The following is an 18723-nucleotide window of genomic DNA, read 5'->3' on the forward strand; positions in this document are numbered from 1 at the left end:
CGGCAAAAGTATTACTAATACTCCTTCACTCTGCGACAGCGAGCGCGCCGTGTCCAGGAGAACAGTCCGATCGTCGGAGGTCCGGGTTAGCCTTCGGCGTGCCTCTACGCAGAGCGGTGGATCCGCATGAGCTGCGCGCCGCGGTGACCGAGGTCCTGCCCTGGCTGGACGGCGGTGATCAGCCCGACCGCGCCGCCCTGGCCGCCGCGGTCCGGCTGAGCCTGCGCACGCTGGAGGGCCTGGCCCCTGGCCGCAGCGTGGAGCTGCGGGTGCCGCCGTTCGCCGCGGTCCAATGCGTGGCCGGTCCCCGGCACACCAGGGGCACCCCGCCGAACGTGGTGGAGACCGACCCGCGCACCTGGCTGGAACTCGCGCTGGGCCGCCGCGACTGGGCCACCGCCCTGGACACCGGCGCCCTCACCGCCTCCGGCAACCGAGCCGAGGAAATCGCGGCCTGGCTGCCCCTGCTCCAGGTCTGACCCCGCCGAGTTGGCCCAAGTCGTACGCCAAATTGGCCCAAGTGGGCGTACCAGTTGGGCCAAGTCGGCGGGGATCAGAACAATCGGCCCAGGCCGCCGAGCAGGTCGCGGCTGGATTCCACCAGGCGGCCGGCCCCGGAGACCGCTGCGTCGCCGAGGTCGTTGAGCAGTTCGCGTCCGGTGTCGGCCGCGGCGTTCCGCGCGGCGTCCCAGTTCCCGTCCAGCGCGTTGCCGATCACCCGGCCGCCGCCGTCCCAGAGGTCTCCGCCGGCCTCCCCCAGTTCGCCGCCGAGTCCCGGTCCGGCCCCGGTCACCCGCTCCGGCTGGCCGGTGGCGATGTTGCCCAGGTTGCGCAGGGATTCCGAGCCCTGGTCGAAGTAGGCCGAGTGCGCGTGCCGCAGCCCGGAGTCCTCGCTCGCGCCGAAGCCGCGGGCGCCGAACTGCTCGTCGTAGGGCCCGTGGTTGGCGCCGTTGGCGGTGAACCAGCTGCCGTCGGTGGCCCGCACCACCGGGTCGTGCTCGGTCATCCCGGCCCACACCCGCCCCGGCAATTCCGCCGCGCTGGCCGCGCCGACGCCCGGGGAGCCGACGAAGGCCAGCTCGTCCGCGGCCAGTCCGGTCATGCCCGCGTACCCGGCCACCGTGCTGCCGTAGCTGTGCCCGATCACGGTGAGGTGCTGCCGGTGCTCGGCCGCGGCCCGGTAGCCGTCCACGTCCGCGACCAGTCGGGCCGCGCCCTCGATCGCCTGGTCCGGGCGGCTGACCTGGGCGTTGGTGATCGCGTCCGGGGCGTCGTAACCCAGCCACTGGATGGTCGCGTTGCCGCCGGGGCTGGCCGCGTCCATCTCCGCGCGCAGGTTCGCCGCCTGGCCCAGGCTGAAACCGCCGAGACCAGAGCCGGTGCCGGGCACACAGACCGCGACATCTGTTGCCTTGTCTGGGTTTCCGAACGCCACGGCGAGTCCGCCCTGACCGCGTGGGCCGTCCGGCTCCCAGGCCATGATCAGCACTTCCTCGCGCGGGATGCCGCGTTCGCCCGCCAGGCGTTCGGCCTCGGCGAGGCGGTCCGCGGCGAGGTCGGTGTTGCGCACCTGGCGTTGCGCCTGGGCGCGTTCGTCGAGCAGGCGGGACAGTGCGGGATCGTTGGCGTTGCGCAGGTTTTCGGTGTCTGCGGGGTCCAGGCCGAGTTCGCGGGCCCGGTCGGTGAGCCGGCGGTCGGCCTCGGCCAGCGCGCCCCGGAATCGCGCGCCGTCCTCGGTGATCCGCCGCCGGTTCGCCGCGTCCAGCACCGGCGCGGGCAGTCCACGCAACCGGCCGAGCTGGTCGTACTGAGTGAGCAGCAGCCGCTCACGCTCCACAGTGGACAGTCCGGCCCACCAGGCCGCCACCTGCCGCGGATCCGAGCCTGCCGGTGGCACCGCGAGGCCGTGCACCGGTAGTGCCTGCCATTCCGGGGTCTGCCCGGCCACCGTGCCGAACCCCGGTGCCAGGCGATCCAGCGCACCGGCCAGGGAACGCAGCAGCTCGGTGTAGGGCGCGCGGACCGTTTCCAGGGCCCGGACCACGGTCGCCGCGAGTTCCCGCTCGATCAGCGGATCGGCCCCGGCCGAGCGGCCGCGCCAGATCGCGATGGCCCGGTCCGCGCCGGTGCGCATGCTCTGCTGGGCGCGGACGGCCGCGTGCACGATCGCCACCGCCGAGCGCAGCCTGGACCCCGCGGCACCGGCCGCGGTGCGGCTCAGGTCGCCGCGTTCGGTGAAGGCCACACCCGCCGCCCCGGTCCAGGAACCGGCCGCGGCCCGGCTGTGCCGGACCGATTCGCCCGCCCGGTCCACCGCGCTGACCGCCCCGGTCAGCGGATCCGCCGCCTCGGCCAGCCGGGCCGGATCCCCGCCGGTCATCCGCTGGTAGAGCGCCTCCGGGTTCACCGGGCGCCGCCCAGTAACCGCCTGGCCTCGGTCTCGCCTTCGGCGTACCCGTCCGCGTTGCTGGTCAGCGCCTGCGCCGCGTCGGCGAACCAGGCCGAGCCGTGCCGCAGGTCGGTGCCGTGCGCCGCGCCGAAGCGGGTCAGCGCGGCGGCGAACGCGCCCGCGCCGTCCACCTCGCCGAGCAGGGCCGGGTCCAGCCGCAGGTGGTCGAGCAGGGCAGCGCCGTCGGCGGTCGCGTCGGCCCCGGCGAAGAACTCGCGGGCGGCCGCGCGCAACCGGTCCGGTTCGACACGGATGTGCTCGGTCATGGAACCTCCAGGGCTGCTCGGCACGTCTGTGACGGCAGACACCCGACCCCGGTTCCCCTGGAGACGAGATGGCAGGACCGCAGGACAGCCCCTGGTGGCTGGCCGTGGCCACCGAGCAGGCGACCGCCTTCCGGCAGGCCGCGCTGGCCGCCGACCCGGATCTGCCGGTGCCCTCCTGCCCCGGCTGGCGCTTCCGCGAGCTGGTGCTGCACACCGCGCGGTTCCTGCAGATCGTCGGCGGCCAGCTGCGCACCGGCGGCGCCGACCGGGCCCGGCCGGTGCCGGAACCTGCCACCGTCGAGGACCCACTGGACTTCTTCGACCAGCAGCTGGACGACTGCCTCCGGCTGCTCGCCGCCTGCCCGCCGAATCGTCCACTGTGGACATTCAGTCCGGCAGCGCCCAGCCTGGCCTGGTTCTGGCACCGCCGGGTCGCGCACGAGCTGAACCTGCGCCGCTGGGACGCCCAGGCCACCCTGCGCACCTTGGTCCCCACCGACCGCGCGCTGGCCGTGGACGGCATCGACGAGGTGCTCGGCACCCTGCTGGCCAGCCGGTACACCGCCGCGTCCAGTCCGGCCGCCACCGGTGCGGTGCTGGTCTCCTGCACCGACGGCCCGGAGCGCTGGCTGGTCTGGCTGCAACCCGGCGAGGCACCGGAGGTGGTCCGCGACCCGGCCGACATCCCGGCCGCCAGGGCCACCACCACCGGTCGCGCCACCGCGCTCTACCACGGGTTGTGGGGCCGGATCGAGCTGCCGATGGCCGAAGGGGACCCGGTGTTGCTCTCCGGAGTGCAAGCACACTGAATCCGTCTTGTTCGGCCCCGAACGCTCCGGCAGAGTGCTCGGCATGGCGGAGACAGCGCAGCGTGACCGGCCCAGCTTCGCCCGGCTGGCGGTGGCCTGCGGCGTCGGCAGCTCACTGGAGTTCTACGACTTCCTGATCTACGGCACCGCCTCCGCGCTGGTCTTCGGCCGGTTGTTCTTCCCGCAGAGCGAGCCGTGGACGGCCACCCTGCTGGCCTTCTCCACCTTCGCGGTCGGCTTCCTGATGCGGCCGATCGGCTCGATCATCTTCGGGCACTTCGGCGACCGGCTCGGCCGCCGCCGGATGCTGGTGATCAGCCTGTCCCTGATGGGTGTGTCCACCGCGCTGATGGGCCTGCTGCCCACCTACGCCGCGATCGGCATCGCCGCGCCACTGTTGTTGCTGTCACTGCGGATCGTGCACGGCCTCTCCGTCGGCGGCGAGACCGCGGGCGCCACCCTGCTGGCCGTCGAACACGCCCCGGAGGGCAAGCGCGGGCTCTACGGCAGCCTGGTCACCATCGGCTCGCCACTGGGCGCCTTCCTGGCCAACGGCGCGTTCGCGCTGGTCCTGCTGCTGCCCGAGGCCGATCTCTACGACTGGGGCTGGCGGCTCCCATTCCTGGCAGGCATCGCGGTGGTGCTGGTCGGCCTGTTCGCCCGGCGCAACGTGGCCGAGACCCCCGAGTTCGAGCGGCTGGCCAAGACCGAACGCACCGAGCGCGCGCCGCTGATCGTGGTGCTGCGCGAGCACAAACGCCTGGTGCTGCTCACCGCCGGGGTCAACCTGGGCTTCAACGCGTTCATGTTCATCGTGGTCACCTTCCTGCTCTCCTACGGCAGTCAGGCGGTCGGCATCTCCCGGTCGGTGCTGCTCTACGGCTCGATGGCGGGCAGCATCGCCCAGGTCGCCGGGATCGTCTACTTCTGCCGCCTCACCGACCGGATCGGCCGCAAGCCGGTGCTGATGGCGGGCGCGATCTTCTGCACGCTGTGGGGCTTCCCGCTCTTCGCCCTGGTCGACTCGGGCAACCCGGCGCTCGCGGTGCTCGGCATCGTGCTCGCCTTCGGCGGCTCGGCGGCCATCTTTGGCCCGATGCTGGCCTACTTCTCCGAGCTGTTCGGCCCGGAACTGCGCTACACCGGCGTCGGCTTCGGCTACCAGATCGGCGCGGTGCTCGGCGGCGGCCTGTCCCCGCTGATCGCCAACACCCTGGTCACCGCGGCAGGCGGGTCCTCCTGGCTGGTCGCGACCTACCTGTCCGCGGCCGGGCTGATCAGCCTGCTGTGCCTGCTCGGGCTGCCGGAAACTGTCCGTAAGTAACCACTCACCCGATTCGGCACCCCCGTTTCGGTTATCGCCTGATTAGAGCAGCATATGCAGTATTGAGGGCATGATCGGTTATCTTCGCCCGGTTGTCCTCGTCCTAGTTTCCGCACTCGCCCTGCTGCTTTTTGGCAGCGTTTCCCAGGCCACGCCGGCCGCTTCGGAGTCCTGTAGCGAACAGTTCAGCGACCGCAACGAGGCCGCCGGGTACGACCACCGGATCTGCCTGACCCCAGCCGCCGAGAGCGAGTTGAAGGTGGTGGTCAGGGGTGACTGCAAGTGGAACTACGGGGGCTGGTTCTGGGGCAAGCCGCCGTCGAAATGCCGCACCTCCGAGGCCCGGTACACCCTGACTGCGCCCGATGCCGCCAAGTCGAATGTCGACATGTCCACCATGGAGTCGGTGGACGGCCGGGTCGAGGCGACCGGAAAATCATTCAAGTGTGCCGAGGGCACCTATAAGGTCGACCTTTACTACAAGATCGAGATGATGGGACTGGCCGGAAAATGGTCCCGGCAGCTCGAACATCAGCGCGCGGTGGACATCAAGGCCGCGTGCTGACCGGCTGAGCCCGGCGGGGTGGCGTTCCGGAGCCTGCCGCCACCCCGCCGACCCGCCACCGCCCAGCCGACCAGCGCCGCCAGCACCCCGCCAAGGCCATTGTTGATCATGTCCTGGGTCTCGCAGGCGCCCAGCCCGGTCATGCCCTGGTACAGCTCGATGCCCACCGCCAGCGCCACGCTCAGCAAGGCCACCGGCAGGAACCGGCGCACCGCGATCGCGCCGAAGAAGGCGAACGGCATCAACAGCACGAAGTTCAGCCGCTGCCAGGACCCGGCAAGGGAGAACTCGTTCTGGATGCACTCCGCCCACGCCTGGCCCAGCGAGGCGGACTCGCCGCCCTGCCTGCCCACCCGCACCAGCGTCACCGCGAGCACCCCGCCCAGCGAACCCAGCGACAGCCCGGTGAACAGCGCCCGCCAGCCGAACAACCGGCCCAGCAGCAGCCCGATCAGGCCGAGCACCAGCCCCGCGCCGACCGCGTAGGCCAGCACCTCCGGCCGGGCGAAAATCCGCTCGGCCAGGTTCAGATCCCGGTCCAACCGGCCGTTCAGCAACTCCAGCACGAGCACCCACCTCGCCTCTTTTTTGGCTCTCGTCCGTTCAGCAGACGCGCGAGGGGGGTCCGGAGTTGGCCCGAACGAGAGCCGCGTCACCGGCCAGAAGGGGCAGGAGCACTACTCCGGGGCACTTACACTTAGGCGTGTCTGATCCCGTCCCGAGGGAGTTCTCGGTGGTCATCGACCCCAGCCAGACCGATCGCGACCAGGACGACACCCCCCGCGAAGAATGCGGTGTCTTCGGTGTCTGGGCCCCCGGCGAGGAGGTGGCCAAGCTCACCTTCTACGGCTTGTACGCCCTCCAGCACCGCGGCCAGGAAGCGGCGGGCATCTCCGTCGGCGACGGACACCAGGTGGTGGTGTTCAAGGATCTGGGGCTGGTCAGCCAGGTCTTCGACGAGCAGGTCCTGTCCTCGCTGCGCGGCCACGTCGCCGTCGGCCACTGCCGGTACTCCACCACCGGCTCCACCACCTGGGAGAACGCCCAGCCCACCTTCCGCAACACGGCCACCGGCAGCGCCCTGTCCCTCGGCCACAACGGCAACCTGGTGAACACCGCCGAGTTGCTGACCAGGGCCAAGGAAGCCGGCGTCGCCACCGCGGGCGCCACCACCGACTCCGACCTGGTCTGCGGGCTGCTCGCCGCGGCCGCCGCGGACGTCGGTTTCGAGCAGGCCGCGATGGACCTGCTGCCCACCCTGCGGGGCGCGTTCTGCCTGGTCTTCTCGGACGAGTCCACCCTCTACGCCGCGCGTGACCCGCAGGGCGTGCACCCGCTGGTGCTCGGTCGGCTGGAGCGCGGCTGGGTGGTCGCCAGCGAGACCGCCGCACTCGACATCACCGGCGCCTCCTTCGTGCGCGAGGTCGAACCCGGCGAGCTGATCGCCATCGACGAGAACGGCCTGCGGTCCTCCCGCTTCGCCAACCCCGAGCCCAAGGGCTGCGTGTTCGAGTACGTCTACCTGGCGCGCCCGGACACCTCCATCGCCGGCCGCGGCGTGCACGCCGCCAGGGTGGACATCGGCCGCAGGCTGGCCGCGGAGTTCCCGGTCGAGGCCGACCTGGTCATCCCGGTGCCCGAATCCGGCACCCCGGCCGCCATCGGCTACGCCCAGGCATCCGGCATCCCCTACGGCTCCGGCCTGGTCAAGAACGCCTACGTGGGCCGCACCTTCATCCAGCCCTCGCAGACCATCCGCCAGCTGGGCATCCGGCTCAAGCTGAACCCGCTGCGCGATGTCATCCGGGGCAAGCGGCTGGTCGTGGTGGACGACTCGATCGTGCGCGGCAACACCCAGCGCGCCCTGGTCCGGATGCTGCGCGAGGCAGGCGCGGTCGAGGTGCACGTGCGGATCGCCTCACCGCCGGTGCGCTGGCCCTGCTTCTACGGCATCGACTTCGCCTCCCGCGCCGAGCTGATCGCCAACGGCCTGGACATGGACGGGGTGCGCCGCTCGGTCGGCGCCGACTCGCTCGGCTACGTCTCGCTGGAGGCGCTGATCGCCGCCACCGAGCAGCCCAAGACCCGGCTCTGCTCGGCCTGCTTCGACGGCGAGTACCCGATCGCGCTGCCCGATGACCTCAAGATCGGCAAGCACCTGCTGGAGAACATCGAGAAGGGTGTGGCCGGTCCGGCGGAGCCCGTGCTGCCCAGCGGGTACGGTGCCGAAGACGCCGTTCGGCGTCCCTGACCTGGCTAGACAATTGATCTCGGATGGAGCTGGACGAGCAGTGACCGCGCACGCCGAAAGCGGGAAGGCCACCTACGCGGCCGCCGGAGTCGACATCGCCGCAGGTGACGAAGCTGTGGAGCAGCTCAAGCCGTGGGCGGAGAAGGCCACCCGACCTGAGGTGCTCGGCGGCATCGGCGGCTTCGCCGGGTTGTTCAAGCTCAAGCTGGACCGGTGGAAGGAGCCGGTGCTCGCCTCCTCCACCGACGGCGTCGGCACCAAGCTCGCCGTGGCCCAGGCCCTGGACAAGCACGACACCGTGGGCATCGACCTGGTCGCCATGGTCGTGGACGACCTGGTCGTCTGCGGCGCCGAACCGCTGTTCCTGCAGGACTACATCGCCGTCGGCAAGGTCGTGCCGGAGCGGATCGCCGCGCTGGTCAAGGGCATCGCCGAAGGCTGCACGCAGGCCGGGTGCGCACTGCTGGGCGGCGAGACCGCCGAGCACCCCGGCCTGATGGACCCCGGTCACTACGACATGTCCGCCACCGGCGTCGGCGTGGTCGAGGCGGACAAGCTGCTCGGCCCGGACCGGGTCCGCCCCGGCGACGTGCTGATCGCGATGGGCTCCACCGGCCTGCACTCCAACGGCTACTCGCTGGCCCGGCACGTGCTGCTGGAAATCGGCCGGATGCCGCTGGAGGGCCACGTCGAGGAGTTCGGCCGCACCCTCGGCGAGGAAATGCTCGAACCCACCCGGATCTACGCCAAGGACTGCCTCGCCCTGGCCGCCGAGGCCGACGTCCGGACCTTCGCGCACATCACCGGCGGTGGCCTGGCCGCCAACCTGGGCCGGGTCATCCCCAAGGGCCTCGTCGCCGACTTGGACCGCGGCAGCTGGACGCCCGCGCCGGTGTTCGCGCTGATCGCCCAGCGCGGCCGGGTGGAGAAGCCGGAAATGGAGAAGACCTTCAACATGGGCGTCGGCATGGTCGCCGTGGTCGCGCCCGAGGAGGTCGACCGCGCACTGGCCGTGCTCACCGCCCGGCACGTGCCTGCCTGGGTGCTCGGCGAGGTCGGCAAGAGCACCGAGCCGGGCGAGAAGCCCGAGGACCGGGCCGTGCTGCGCGGGGATCACCCGCGGTTCTGATTCCCACGTTCGGGTTGCCCTGACAACCTTCCGCGCTGTTTCGCCGTAGTAGCGGTGAGTGCGGAAGGAGGTCAGCGGTGCCAGGCGGGGAACTACGCGCGAGCGAGTTGCGGTCAGTGCTGGCCGTCGAGGCGCCACCACCCACGGTGAGCTGCGCCGATGTCGTGCGGGACGGCCGCAGGGTGGTGCGCGGGCGACGGATCGGGGTGGCCATCGTGCTGGCCGCGGTGCTCGCCGTGCTCTCGATCGGCACCCTCGCGCTGCTGCCGGTGGCCGAGGTCGAATCGGCCGGGGTCACCAGTTCGCCGACACCGCCGCCTTCGGTCACCCCGCCGCCCTCGGTCACCCCCACCACGACAAACCAGAGCAGCACCAAGGACAAGCCGCTGTTCCCGCCGATGACCCAGAAGGACATCGAGTGGTACAGCGTCCTGCTGGCCAAACAGCAGTGGCCGCCCCCCGGCTACACCGCGGTCTCCGACAGCGGCGCCAAACCCGGCCAGTTCCAGCTGGTCGAGGACTTCCTCCGGCTCGGCGTCCGGCTGACCGACCGGCAGGGCCACACCGGCCTGCTGGTGCTCACCGTGCGCTCGCCCACCGGGCACCCGGTCTACTGCCGGGACTCCGACGGCTGCCGGGCCGAAGTCATGCGCAGCGGCAAGAACCGGTACTCCTGGGTGAAGAAGACCGACACCGCCACCACCGAACGCGAGGTGCTGGTCACCACTGAGACCGGCCTGCAGGTCGGCGCGGTGGTCATCGACAACAGCGGCTGGCCGATCCTGTCCGGCAGCGAGATCGCCGAACTGGTCACCAACCTGTCTGGCTAGTTCACCCAGCGGTAGCGGCGTTCCGGCCTGCCGGTGCTGCCGTAGCGCAACCGCACCTCGGCCCGGCCCGCGCTGACGAAGTGCTCCAGGTAGCGGCGGGCGCTGACCCGGGACAGGTTGGTCTGGCCCGCGCACTCGGTGGCCGACACATCGCCGTCAGCCGACCGCAGCACCTCCTCGACCAGCTTGGCGGTCTGCGGGGTCAGGCCTTTGGGCATGGTCGGGGCCGAGGTCGGGCGGGCGCCGAAGACCTGGTCCAGCACGGCCTGGTCCACCGAGCCGGTCAGCCGGGAGCGGACCTCGGCGAAGTGCGCGAGCTGATCACGCAGGGCCGCGTACTCGAACGGCTTGATCAGGTAGTGCAGCACCCCGCCCCGCACCGCCGCGCGCACCGTCTCCACATCCCTGGCCGCGCTCACCACGATCACATCGGTGTGCCCGGCCTGCTCGCCGGCCGCCCCGGCGCGCAGTTCACGCAGCACGTGCACGCCGTCGGCATCGGGCAGGTAGATGTCCAGCAGCACCAGGTCCGGCCGCAGCTCGCGTACCGAGCGGATGGCCTCGGCCGCGGTGTGCGCCACCCCGACCACCTCGAACCCTGGCGTGCGCGCGACGTAACCGCTGTGCACCTTGGCCACCATGAAATCGTCGTCGACCACCAGCACCTTGATCACCCGCGCACCTCCGGCGGACGGGTGCCCACGGCCGCGGTGGCCCGGCCCAGGGTGGCGGTGAACACCGCGCCGCCCTCGTTGCGCACCGACACCGAGCCGCCGCGACGCACGCAGATCTGCCTGGTCAGCGCCAGCCCGATGCCGCGCTGCCCGCCCTGGGTGGCCACCTTGGTGGTGAACCCGTGCTCGAAGACCTCCTCGGCCAGCTCGGGCGCGATGCCCGGCCCGGAATCCCGCACCCGCACCAGCACCTGTTCCGCCGAGGCGGCGATGTGCACCTCCACCCACTGCCCGGCCCCGGCCGGCAACGCGTCCAGCGCGTTGTCCACCAGGTTGCCCACCACCGTCACCAGATCCTGGGACAGCGCGTCGTCAACTCTGTCCACAATGGACTCCTCGGACAGTTTGATGCCCACCGCGCGTTCCGCGGCCAGGCTGGCCTTGGCGATCAGCAACGCGGCCAGCGCGGGATCGGCGATCCGCCCGGTCACCGCGCGGCTCCAGTCCGCGTGCGCCCGGTTGGCGCGGGTGACATAGCGGACCACCTCGTCGTACTCGCCCAGCTCGATCAGCCCGGCAATGGTGTGCAGCTCGTTGCGGAACTCGTGCGCCTGCGCCCGCAGGGTGTCCGTGGCATGCCGGTTGACATCGAGTTCCTGTTGCAGCGCAACAAGTTCGGTCCGGTCCCGGAGGGTGACCACGGCGCCGATCTGCTGCCCGTGCAGCCCGATCGGCATCCGGTTCATCACCAGCACCCGCCCACTGCGCAGCACCACCTGGTTGGCCCCGCTGGCCCGCCCGGTGAGCACGTCGCGCAGCCGCTCGTTGGCATCGGCCAGCTCGTCCACCTGGGTGCCGATGGCGTCCGGCAGCGCGAGCAGCTCCCGGGCCGAGGTGTTCATCAGGGTGATCCGGTGCTGCTGGTCCAGACCGAGGACGCCCTCCCGGATGCCGTGCAGCATCGCCTCCCGGTGCTCCACCAGCCCGGTGATCTCCCTGGGCTCCAGCCCCAGCGTCTGCCGTTTCACCCAGCGCGCGGCCAGCAGTGAGCCGATCAGGCCGATCCCGGTGCCCAGCCCGAGGTGGAGCAGCAGGTCGCCGGGCGAGCTGACCAGTGATTCCCACAGCCCCGGCTCGTCCTGGCCCGCGCTGACCACGCCGACCATCCGGCCCTCGTCGGAATACACCGGCACCTGCGCCACCACCTGATCGCCGAGCACCCCGTCCCAGCTCCGCCCACTGGCCACCCGCGGCAGCCCGATCGCGAGCTGCTGGTTGACCTGCCGGGGGTCGGTGGCGGTGTGGATCCGCAGGTCGGCGCCCGCGATGCTGATCGAGCTGTTCCCGGCCTGGCCGCGGGCAGTCTCGGCGAAGGTGACCAGCCGGTGGTACTGCTCCTCGGCCAGCGCGTCCTGCACCCCGTCGGTGGCGGCCACCTGCTCGGCCACCAGCAACATCCGGCGGCCCTGGGTCTCCCGGAAGTTCGCGGTGGACTGGCTCAGCGTGGACGCGGTCACCGCGCCCAGCAGCGCCAGCACGACCAGGAACTGCAACGCGAAGAGCTGCCGCGCCAGCGACCCACGCACACCCACGCCGCGCACCTCCTCGTGCCTCTATCGCGTGAACACAACGACCACAACGAACGCTGCGGACGCAAGAACACGGTTTTCAGCGTAAGTGGTCACTATGGCTTAGCTCACTGCGAGACGAGGAGGCGAGGATCGATGCCGATCCGCAACTGGCTGGCGGGGCTGGCCGCGGTGGCCGCGACGCTGGTCGTGCCACCGCTGTTCACCTCCGGGGCCGGCGGCGACGCCACCGGTCCGCTGCGGGGTCTGCGGCTGCTGGTGCCCAACGCGCCCGGCGGCGGCTACGACGTCACCGCGCGCACCGCGGCCAAGGCCATGGACGAGGTCGAACTGACCCGCAACGCCGAGGTCTTCAACCTGCCGGGCGCGGGCGGCACGGTCGGCCTGGGCCGCACCGTGGCCGAGACCGGCAACCAGCGCCTGGTGATGTCCATGGGCCTGGGCGTGGTGGGCAGCGTGTTCACCAACAAGTCGCCGAACTCCCTCGCCGAGACCACCCCGATCGCCAAGCTGACCGAGGAACCCGACATCGTCGTGGTCGGCAAGAACTCCCCGTACCGCACCATCGGCGACCTGGTCGCCGCCTGGAAGGCCAACCCGGGCGCGGTCACCGTGGGTGGCGGCTCCAGCCCCGGCGGTCCGGACCACCTGGCCCCGATGCTGATGGCCAAGGCGGTCGGCCTGGAACCCAGGCGGGTCAGCTACATCCCCTACGACGGCGGCGGCGAGCTGCTCTCCTCGGTGCTCGGCGGCAAGATCCACTTCGGCGTGTCCGGCGTTGGCGAGTACGTGGACCAGGTCAAGGCCGGTGAACTGCGGGTGCTCGCGGTCACCGGGGCGAACCGGATCAAGGACATCGACGCGCCCACCCTGTCCGAGGCGGGTGTGCCGGTGACCTTCACCAACTGGCGCGGCATGGTCGCCCCGCCCGGCCTCTCCGACGCCGAACGCACCCGGCTGGTCGAGCTGTTCCAGAAGCTGCACGACTCCCCGCAGTGGCAGGAGGCGGTCAAGCGCAACGGCTGGACCGACGCCTTCCTGCCAGGGGCGAAGTTCGGCGAGTTCCTGGCCGCGGAGAGCAAGCGGGTGGCCGATGTGCTGAAGGAGTTGGGGCTGGCATGAGTGAGCAGGTGCAGGGGCGCTCGGCGCTGGCCTGGCTGAAGGAACGGTCCGAACTCGGCATCTGCGTGCTGTTGCTGGCCCTGGGCGTGCTGGTGCTGGTCGATGCGATCCGCATCCCGGCCAACTTCGCCCAGCGCGGCCCGGTCGGCCCGGAACTGGTGCCCTACCTGGTCGGCGGCGGCCTGGTGCTGGTCGCCGGGCTGCTGGCCAGGGACGTGCTGCGGGGCGGGCGCGGCGAGGCCGAGGCCGGTGAGGACGTCGACCTGAACGCGCCGGCGGACTGGCGGGTGGTGGCCCAGCTCGCGGCGGCCTTCCTGGCCAACGTGGTGCTGATCAACCTGGTCGGCTTCCCGCTGTCCGGCATGGTGCTGTTCTGGGGCGCGGCCTACGCGCTCGGCAGCCGGAACTACGTGCGCGACCCGCTGGTCGCGGCCGGGCTGTCCATCGCGACCTACCTGGTGTTCAACTCCCTGCTCGGCGTGTCACTGCCGGGCGGGCCGCTGACTGGGGTGCTCTGACATGGACGCGCTGGCCCATCTGATCGACGGCTTCGGCACCGCGCTGACCCCGATGAACCTGCTGTACGCGGTGATCGGCGTGCTGCTGGGCACCGCGATCGGCGTGCTGCCCGGCATCGGCCCGGCGATGGCGGTGGCACTGCTGCTGCCGGTGACCTACGGCCTGGACCCGACCGGCGCGTTCATCATGTTCGCCGGCATCTACTACGGCGGCATGTACGGCGGCTCCACCACCTCGATCCTGCTCAACACGCCGGGGGAGACCGCGGCCGTGGTGACCGCGATCGAGGGAAACCCGATGGCGCGCAACGGTCGTGGCTCGCAAGCCCTGGCCGCCGCGGCCATCGGGCACTTCATCGGCGGCATCGCCGGCACCGTGCTGCTGGTGCTGCTCGCGCCGCTGGTGGCCAGTCTGGCGGTGGACATCGGCGCGCCGGACTACTTCGCGGTCATGGTGCTGGCCTTCATCGCGGTCACCTCGATCCTGGGCAAGTCCCGGATCCGCGGCTTCGCCTCGCTGCTCATCGGCCTGTCCCTGGGCCTGGTCGGCCTGGACGAGATGACCGGCCAGCAACGGCTCACCTTCGGCCTGCTGCACCTCAACGACGGCATCGAGGTGGTGATCGTAGCGGTCGGCCTGTTCGCCATCGGCGAGTCGCTCTGGGTGGCCGCGCACATGCGCAGCAAGCCGGCCCAGCCGATCCCGGTCGGGCGGCCGTGGCTGGGCAAGGAGGACGTGCGCCGGTCCTGGAAGCCGTGGCTGCGCGGACCGCTGATCGGCTTCCCGTTCGGCGCGATCCCGGCCGGTGGCGCGGAGATTCCCACCTTCCTCTCCTACGCCGCGGAGCGGAAGCTGTCCAAGCACAAGGACGAGTGGGGCAAGGGCGCGATCGAGGGCGTGGCCGGTCCGGAGGCCACCGCGAGCGCGTCCGCCGCGGGCACGCTGACCTCGATGCTCACCCTGGGCCTGCCCACCACGGCCACCGCCGCGGTGATGCTGGCCGCCTTCCAGCAGTACGGCATCCAGCCGGGCCCGCTGCTGTTCCAGCGGGAGTCCACGCTGGTCTGGGCGCTGATCGCGAGCCTGTTCATCGGCAGTGTGCTGTTGCTGGTGCTGAACCTGCCGCTGGCCCCGATCTGGGCCAAGCTGCTGCGCATCCCGCGGCCGTACCTGTACGCGGGCATCCTTTTCTTCGCCAGCGTGGGCGCCTACGCGGTCAGCGGCGACGTGCTGGACCTGGTGGTCCTGTTCATCATCGGCCTGCTCGGCTTCGCCATGCGGCGCTACGGCCTGCCGGTGCTGCCCGCGGTGCTCGGCGTCATCCTCGGCCCGGCCGCCGAACTCCAGATGCGCCGGGCCCTGCAACTCAGTGACGGCGACGTCACCGGGCTGGTCAACACCCCCTTCTCCATCACCGTCTACCTGGTGGTGGCCGCGATCCTGTTCGCTCCGCTGGTGGGCGCGCTGCTCCGGAAGCGCCGCCGCCCCTCCCACGACCAGCGCGAACAGTCCGATCGCGATTCGATCGGCGTTTAGTCCCCCAGCTTCGCGCCGATCGAGGCAACCTTCCTCCCGGTCCACCTCGTATCCAGGGGTAGACCGGGAGGAGGTCACCTTGGCGGATCGCAATGCCGAGTTCGTCGAATTCGTCCGCGCCCGCGGCCCGGCCCTGCGCCGCACCGCGTTCCTGCTGTGCGGCGACTGGCACCGGGCCGAGGACCTGACCCAGACCGCGCTGATCAAGCTGTACAAGGCGTGGCGGCGGGTCGAACTGGACGGCGCGGTGGAGTCCTACGCGCGGCAGGTGCTGGTGCGCATCGTGATCGAGGAGTCCCGCAGGTTCTGGCGGCGGGAGAAGATCACCGCGGAACTGCCCGACCTCCCCATCCCCGAGTCCGGCCCCCACGTGGCGCTGGACGTCCGGCGGGCGCTGGACGCCCTGCCGAAACGCCAGCGCGCGGTGGTGGTGCTCCGGTTTTGGGAGGACCTCCCGGTCCAGGAGGTGGCTCGTCTCCTCGGCTGTTCCGAGGGGACTGTGAAGAGTCAGTCGGCCAAAGGGCTGGCCGCACTCCGAAAGTCGTTATCCGGCTATCTCGTGCTGGAGGAAGGGCGATGAGCCACTACGAACTGTCCGATCTGGATCACGCCGAGGCCCGCGACCTGCTGGCCAGGGCACTGGGAGAGGAACCGTCGATGAAGATTGATCCACAGAGCGTGCTGGGCACGGCCAAGCGCAGCCTGCGCCGCGGCCGCGCGCTGCTGGCCACCGGGGTGGTGGCGGGGGTGCTGGTGGTGGGCTTCGGCACCACCGCGATCGCGGGCGGCTTCGGTACGGACAGCGCGCGGCCCGCGGGCCAGGTGGCCGAGAAGGCCGGGCGCGAGGGTGAGGTGGTGTGCCAGCGAACCGAGGACGGTAGCGGCCCGGTGGTGCAGCCGGGCGGGGTGTCGATGCTTCCGGCCAACTGCTGGCCTGCCGAGTGTCCCGGGGTGTGGCCGGGCAAGCCGGGGGCACTGAAGCCCGGTGCGAGCATCGTGCCGCCGCCGGGGCCGAAGAAGCCCAAACTGCTCCCGTACTTCGAGAAGCTCGAATACTGCAAAAAGATCAAGCCGCCGCACGGCAAGTGAGCGATGACCTGTTTCCCCTGGCGCGCAAGGGGAAACAGGCCGATCCGCGCCTCAGCCGTGGGTGGGGAAGCCGAGGTCGATGCCGGACTCCCTCGGCCACCGCGCGGTGACCGCCTTGAGCCGGGTGTAGAACTTCACCCCGTCCGCCCCGTGCACGTGGGTGTCCCCGAACAGCGAGTCCTTCCAGCCACCGAAGCTGTAGTAGGCCATCGGCACCGGGATCGGCACGTTGATGCCGACCATGCCCACCTGCACCCGTCGCTGGTACTCCCGCGCGGCCAGGCCGTCCGCGGTGAACACGGCGGTCCCGTTGCCGTACTGGTTGGCGTTGACCAGTTCCACCGCCGCCTCGAAGGTGGGCACCCGCACCACCGAGAGCACCGGCCCGAAAATCTCGTCGGTGTAGATCGACATCTCCGCGCCCACCTGGTCGAACAGCGTTGGCGCCAGCCAGAACCCGTCCTCATGACCTGCTGGCGCGAACCCGCGCCCGTCCACCACCAGCTCGGCGCCCTGCTCGACGCCGGCGTCCACATAGGACTTGACCCGGTCCCGGTGCACCCCGGTGACCAGCGGCCCCATCTGCGACTTCGGGTCCGTACCCGGTCCGGTGACCAGCCCGGCCATCCGCTGCGCGATCGCCGGCACCAGGCGGTCGCCGACGTCGCCGACCGCGACCACCACCGAGATCGCCATGCACCGTTCGCCCGCCGAGCCGAAGCCGGCGTTGATCGCGGCGTCCGCGGCCACCTCCAGATCGGCGTCCGGCAGCACCACCATGTGGTTCTTCGCCCCGCCGAGTGCCTGCACCCGCTTGCCGCTGGCGGTGCCGCGCGAGTACACGTGCCGGGCGATCGGGGTCGAGCCCACGAAGGACACCGCGGCCACGTCGGGGTGGTCCAGCAAGGCGTTCACCGCGGTCGCGTCGCCCTGCAGCACGTTGAGCACGCCGTCGGGCAGCCCGGCCTCGGAGAACAGCTCGGCCAGCCGCACCGCCGCGGACGGGTCCCGCTCGGATGGCTTGAGCACGAAGGCGTTCCCGCAGGCCACCGCCATCGGGAACATCCACATCGGCACCATCACCGGGAAGTTGAACGGGGTGATCCCGGCGACCACGCCCAGCGGATGCCGCGCCGAATAGGCGTCCACACCCCGGCTGACCTGCTCGGAATGATCACCCTTGAGCAGCTGCGGGATGCCGCAGGCGAACTCGACCACCTCCAGCCCGCGCTGCACCTCACCGGCGGCGTCGGCGAGCACCTTGCCGTGCTCGGCGGTGATCAGCGCGGCCAGCTCGTCCCGGTGCCGGTGCACCAGCTCGCGGAAGCCGAACAGCACCCGGGACCGCGCGGCCAGCGAGGACTCGCCCCACTGCGCCGCCGCCTTGACCGCGGAGGCGACCACGGTGTCCACATCGGACTGCTCGGCCAGCACCACCTCGCGGGTCACCTGGCCGGTGGCCGGGTCGAACACCTCGCCGCGGCGGCCGGAAACGCCCTCGCTGCGGGCGCCGTCGATCCAGTGCGGGACGAGCTGGGACATGTCAGGAACCTCCTGGGGGAGAGCCGGTGGTCGAGCGGATCACCAGGGACGGGTGCAGCAGATGGCGGACCGGGCTGGTGCGGCCGTGCCGGACCCGTTCCAGCAGAGCCTCGGCGGCCAGCCGGCCCATCTCGATCCGCGGCTGGTCCACGGTGGTGAGCGAGACGTGCCGGAGCGAGGCGAGCGCGGAGTTGTCGTAGCCGACGACCGAGACATCGTCGGGCACCCGCAGTCCGGCCTCCTCCAGTGCGGAGACCGCGCCGATCGCGTTGTAGTCGTTGGCCGCCACGATCGCGGTCGGCAGTGGATTTCCGTTGCGGGAACTGAGGAACTCGCGCACGGACTTGGCGCCCGCGGCGTCGGTGTACTCGCTGGGCACCACCTCGGCGGTCAGCCCGTGCCGCCGCATGGCCAGCTCGTAACCCCGCCTGCGCAACGCCGACTGCGAGCCGCCGCCACCGTCGAGGTGCACGATCCGGTTGTGCCCCAACGCGACCAGGTGGTCCACCGCGAGCAGTGAGCCCACCTCGCCGTCATCGTTCACAGTGTCCACAGTGGACAGTCGAGAGGAGCGGGACACCAGGGTCACCGGCACCTGCTCGGCGGCCGCGCCGATCGCGCTCGCGCTGACCACCGGGCCGAGTAGCACCAGCCCGGCTGGCCGGAAGGAGAGCAGGCTGGTCAGCGCGCCGCGCTCGCGGGCGGCGCTGCGGCCACCGGTGTTGATGATCAGGTCGAAGCCCTCGGCCCGCGCGGCCGCGTCCACCCCGTCCACCACCTCGGCGAAGAACGGGTTGTGCAGGTCGGAGACCATCACGCCGAGCACCGTGGAGGTGCGGCTGGCCAGTGAGCGGGCCATCGCGTGCGGGGAGTACCCGAGTTCCTCGGCCGCCTTGAGCACGGCTGAGCGCCGCTGCTCGGAGACCTTGGGCGAACCCCGCATCACCAGCGAGACCAGCGCGCGGGAGACCCCGGCGCGCGCCGCCACATCCTCCATGGTCGGACGGCCCATTTTCCCTCCCCGACGAA

General features: G+C 71.3%; 19 protein-coding genes. 12 read left to right on the top strand and 7 right to left on the bottom strand.

Annotated elements, in window-relative coordinates:
* Nucleotides 1–98 precede the first annotated feature (98 nt).
* A complete protein-coding gene (locus tag MZC64_RS01460; protein WP_247755279.1) occupies nt 99–479 on the top strand; it encodes a sterol carrier family protein in 381 nt (126 codons plus the stop codon).
* Nucleotides 480–553: 74 nt separating this feature from the next.
* Here the strand turns inward: MZC64_RS01460 and MZC64_RS01465 are convergent, their stop codons facing one another.
* Together MZC64_RS01465 and MZC64_RS01470 are read right to left on the bottom strand one after the other, a co-directional pair.
* Complete coding sequence (locus MZC64_RS01465; protein WP_247755280.1) at nt 554–2407, bottom strand: alpha/beta hydrolase; 1854 nt, start codon at nt 2405–2407, stop codon at nt 554–556.
* Entirely contained in the window at nt 2404–2715 is a 312-nt protein-coding gene (locus MZC64_RS01470) for a hypothetical protein (protein WP_247755281.1), read from the bottom strand. The genes MZC64_RS01465 and MZC64_RS01470 overlap by 4 nt, the downstream gene beginning before the upstream one ends.
* A 68-nt stretch (nt 2716–2783) precedes the next feature.
* On the opposite strand from MZC64_RS01470, the gene MZC64_RS01475 reads away from it, so the two are divergent.
* From MZC64_RS01475 to MZC64_RS01485, 3 genes are all read left to right on the top strand, one after another.
* Nucleotides 2784–3524: a maleylpyruvate isomerase N-terminal domain-containing protein gene (locus MZC64_RS01475; protein WP_247755282.1), complete on the top strand. Its 741-nt coding sequence runs from the start codon at nt 2784–2786 to the stop codon at nt 3522–3524.
* Nucleotides 3525–3567: 43 nt separating this feature from the next.
* Entirely contained in the window at nt 3568–4848 is a 1281-nt protein-coding gene (locus MZC64_RS01480; RefSeq protein ID WP_247755283.1) for an MFS transporter, read from the top strand.
* 70 nt (nt 4849–4918) lie between these two features.
* Nucleotides 4919–5413, top strand: coding sequence for a hypothetical protein (locus MZC64_RS01485; protein WP_247755284.1), 495 nt, complete (start codon nt 4919–4921; stop codon nt 5411–5413).
* Here MZC64_RS01485 and MZC64_RS01490 read toward each other — a convergent pair.
* Nucleotides 5380–5979: a VanZ family protein gene (locus MZC64_RS01490; protein WP_247755285.1), complete on the bottom strand. Its 600-nt coding sequence runs from the start codon at nt 5977–5979 to the stop codon at nt 5380–5382. The two genes, MZC64_RS01485 and MZC64_RS01490, sit on opposite strands and share 34 nt — an antisense overlap.
* A gap of 167 nt (nt 5980–6146) precedes the next feature.
* On the opposite strand from MZC64_RS01490, the gene purF reads away from it, so the two are divergent.
* From purF to MZC64_RS01505, 3 genes are all read left to right on the top strand, one after another.
* Nucleotides 6147–7664 (top strand): amidophosphoribosyltransferase, encoded by a 1518-nt coding sequence (purF, locus tag MZC64_RS01495; RefSeq protein WP_247756190.1) that lies wholly within the window; start codon nt 6147–6149, stop codon nt 7662–7664.
* Between the two features lie 40 nt (nt 7665–7704).
* A complete protein-coding gene (purM, locus tag MZC64_RS01500) occupies nt 7705–8793 on the top strand; it encodes a phosphoribosylformylglycinamidine cyclo-ligase (protein ID WP_247755286.1) in 1089 nt (362 codons plus the stop codon).
* A gap of 77 nt (nt 8794–8870) precedes the next feature.
* The gene (locus MZC64_RS01505; protein WP_247755287.1) at nt 8871–9623 is read left to right on the top strand and encodes a hypothetical protein; all 753 of its coding nucleotides are present in this window, start codon (nt 8871–8873) and stop codon (nt 9621–9623) included.
* On the opposite strand, the gene MZC64_RS01510 is transcribed toward MZC64_RS01505, so the two are convergent.
* On the bottom strand, nt 9620–10297 hold the full coding sequence (locus tag MZC64_RS01510) for a response regulator (RefSeq protein WP_247755288.1): 678 nt from the start codon (nt 10295–10297) through the stop codon (nt 9620–9622). The two genes, MZC64_RS01505 and MZC64_RS01510, sit on opposite strands and share 4 nt — an antisense overlap.
* Nucleotides 10294–11889 carry an ATP-binding protein gene (locus MZC64_RS01515; RefSeq protein ID WP_247755289.1) on the bottom strand — a complete coding sequence of 532 codons (1596 nt, stop codon included), beginning with the start codon at nt 11887–11889 and terminating at the stop codon, nt 10294–10296. The genes MZC64_RS01510 and MZC64_RS01515 overlap by 4 nt, the downstream gene beginning before the upstream one ends.
* A 132-nt stretch (nt 11890–12021) precedes the next feature.
* On the opposite strand from MZC64_RS01515, the gene MZC64_RS01520 reads away from it, so the two are divergent.
* The 5 genes from MZC64_RS01520 (at nt 12022) to MZC64_RS01540 (ending at nt 16152) form a co-directional block, all read left to right on the top strand.
* Nucleotides 12022–13008: a tripartite tricarboxylate transporter substrate binding protein gene (locus tag MZC64_RS01520; RefSeq protein ID WP_247755290.1), complete on the top strand. Its 987-nt coding sequence runs from the start codon at nt 12022–12024 to the stop codon at nt 13006–13008.
* Nucleotides 13005–13526: a tripartite tricarboxylate transporter TctB family protein gene (locus MZC64_RS01525; protein ID WP_247755291.1), complete on the top strand. Its 522-nt coding sequence runs from the start codon at nt 13005–13007 to the stop codon at nt 13524–13526. Before MZC64_RS01520 ends, MZC64_RS01525 begins: the two co-directional genes overlap by 4 nt.
* Nucleotide 13527: 1 nt before the next feature.
* Complete coding sequence (locus MZC64_RS01530; protein WP_247755292.1) at nt 13528–15063, top strand: tripartite tricarboxylate transporter permease; 1536 nt, start codon at nt 13528–13530, stop codon at nt 15061–15063.
* Between the two features lie 79 nt (nt 15064–15142).
* Nucleotides 15143–15643: a SigE family RNA polymerase sigma factor gene (locus MZC64_RS01535; protein ID WP_247755293.1), complete on the top strand. Its 501-nt coding sequence runs from the start codon at nt 15143–15145 to the stop codon at nt 15641–15643.
* Nucleotides 15640–16152, top strand: a complete 513-nt coding sequence (locus MZC64_RS01540; RefSeq protein ID WP_247755294.1) for a hypothetical protein — start codon at nt 15640–15642, stop codon at nt 16150–16152. The genes MZC64_RS01535 and MZC64_RS01540 overlap by 4 nt, the downstream gene beginning before the upstream one ends.
* 51 nt (nt 16153–16203) lie before the next feature.
* On the opposite strand, the gene MZC64_RS01545 is transcribed toward MZC64_RS01540, so the two are convergent.
* Together MZC64_RS01545 and MZC64_RS01550 are read right to left on the bottom strand one after the other, a co-directional pair.
* Nucleotides 16204–17694, bottom strand: coding sequence for a CoA-acylating methylmalonate-semialdehyde dehydrogenase (locus MZC64_RS01545; RefSeq protein ID WP_247755295.1), 1491 nt, complete (start codon nt 17692–17694; stop codon nt 16204–16206).
* Nucleotide 17695: 1 nt separating this feature from the next.
* Complete coding sequence (locus MZC64_RS01550; RefSeq protein ID WP_247755296.1) at nt 17696–18706, bottom strand: LacI family DNA-binding transcriptional regulator; 1011 nt, start codon at nt 18704–18706, stop codon at nt 17696–17698.
* Between the last annotated feature and the right edge of the window lie 17 nt (nt 18707–18723).

The sequence above is a fragment of the Crossiella sp. S99.2 genome, from assembly GCF_023094165.1.
GTDB lineage: Bacteria > Actinomycetota > Actinomycetes > Mycobacteriales > Pseudonocardiaceae > Crossiella.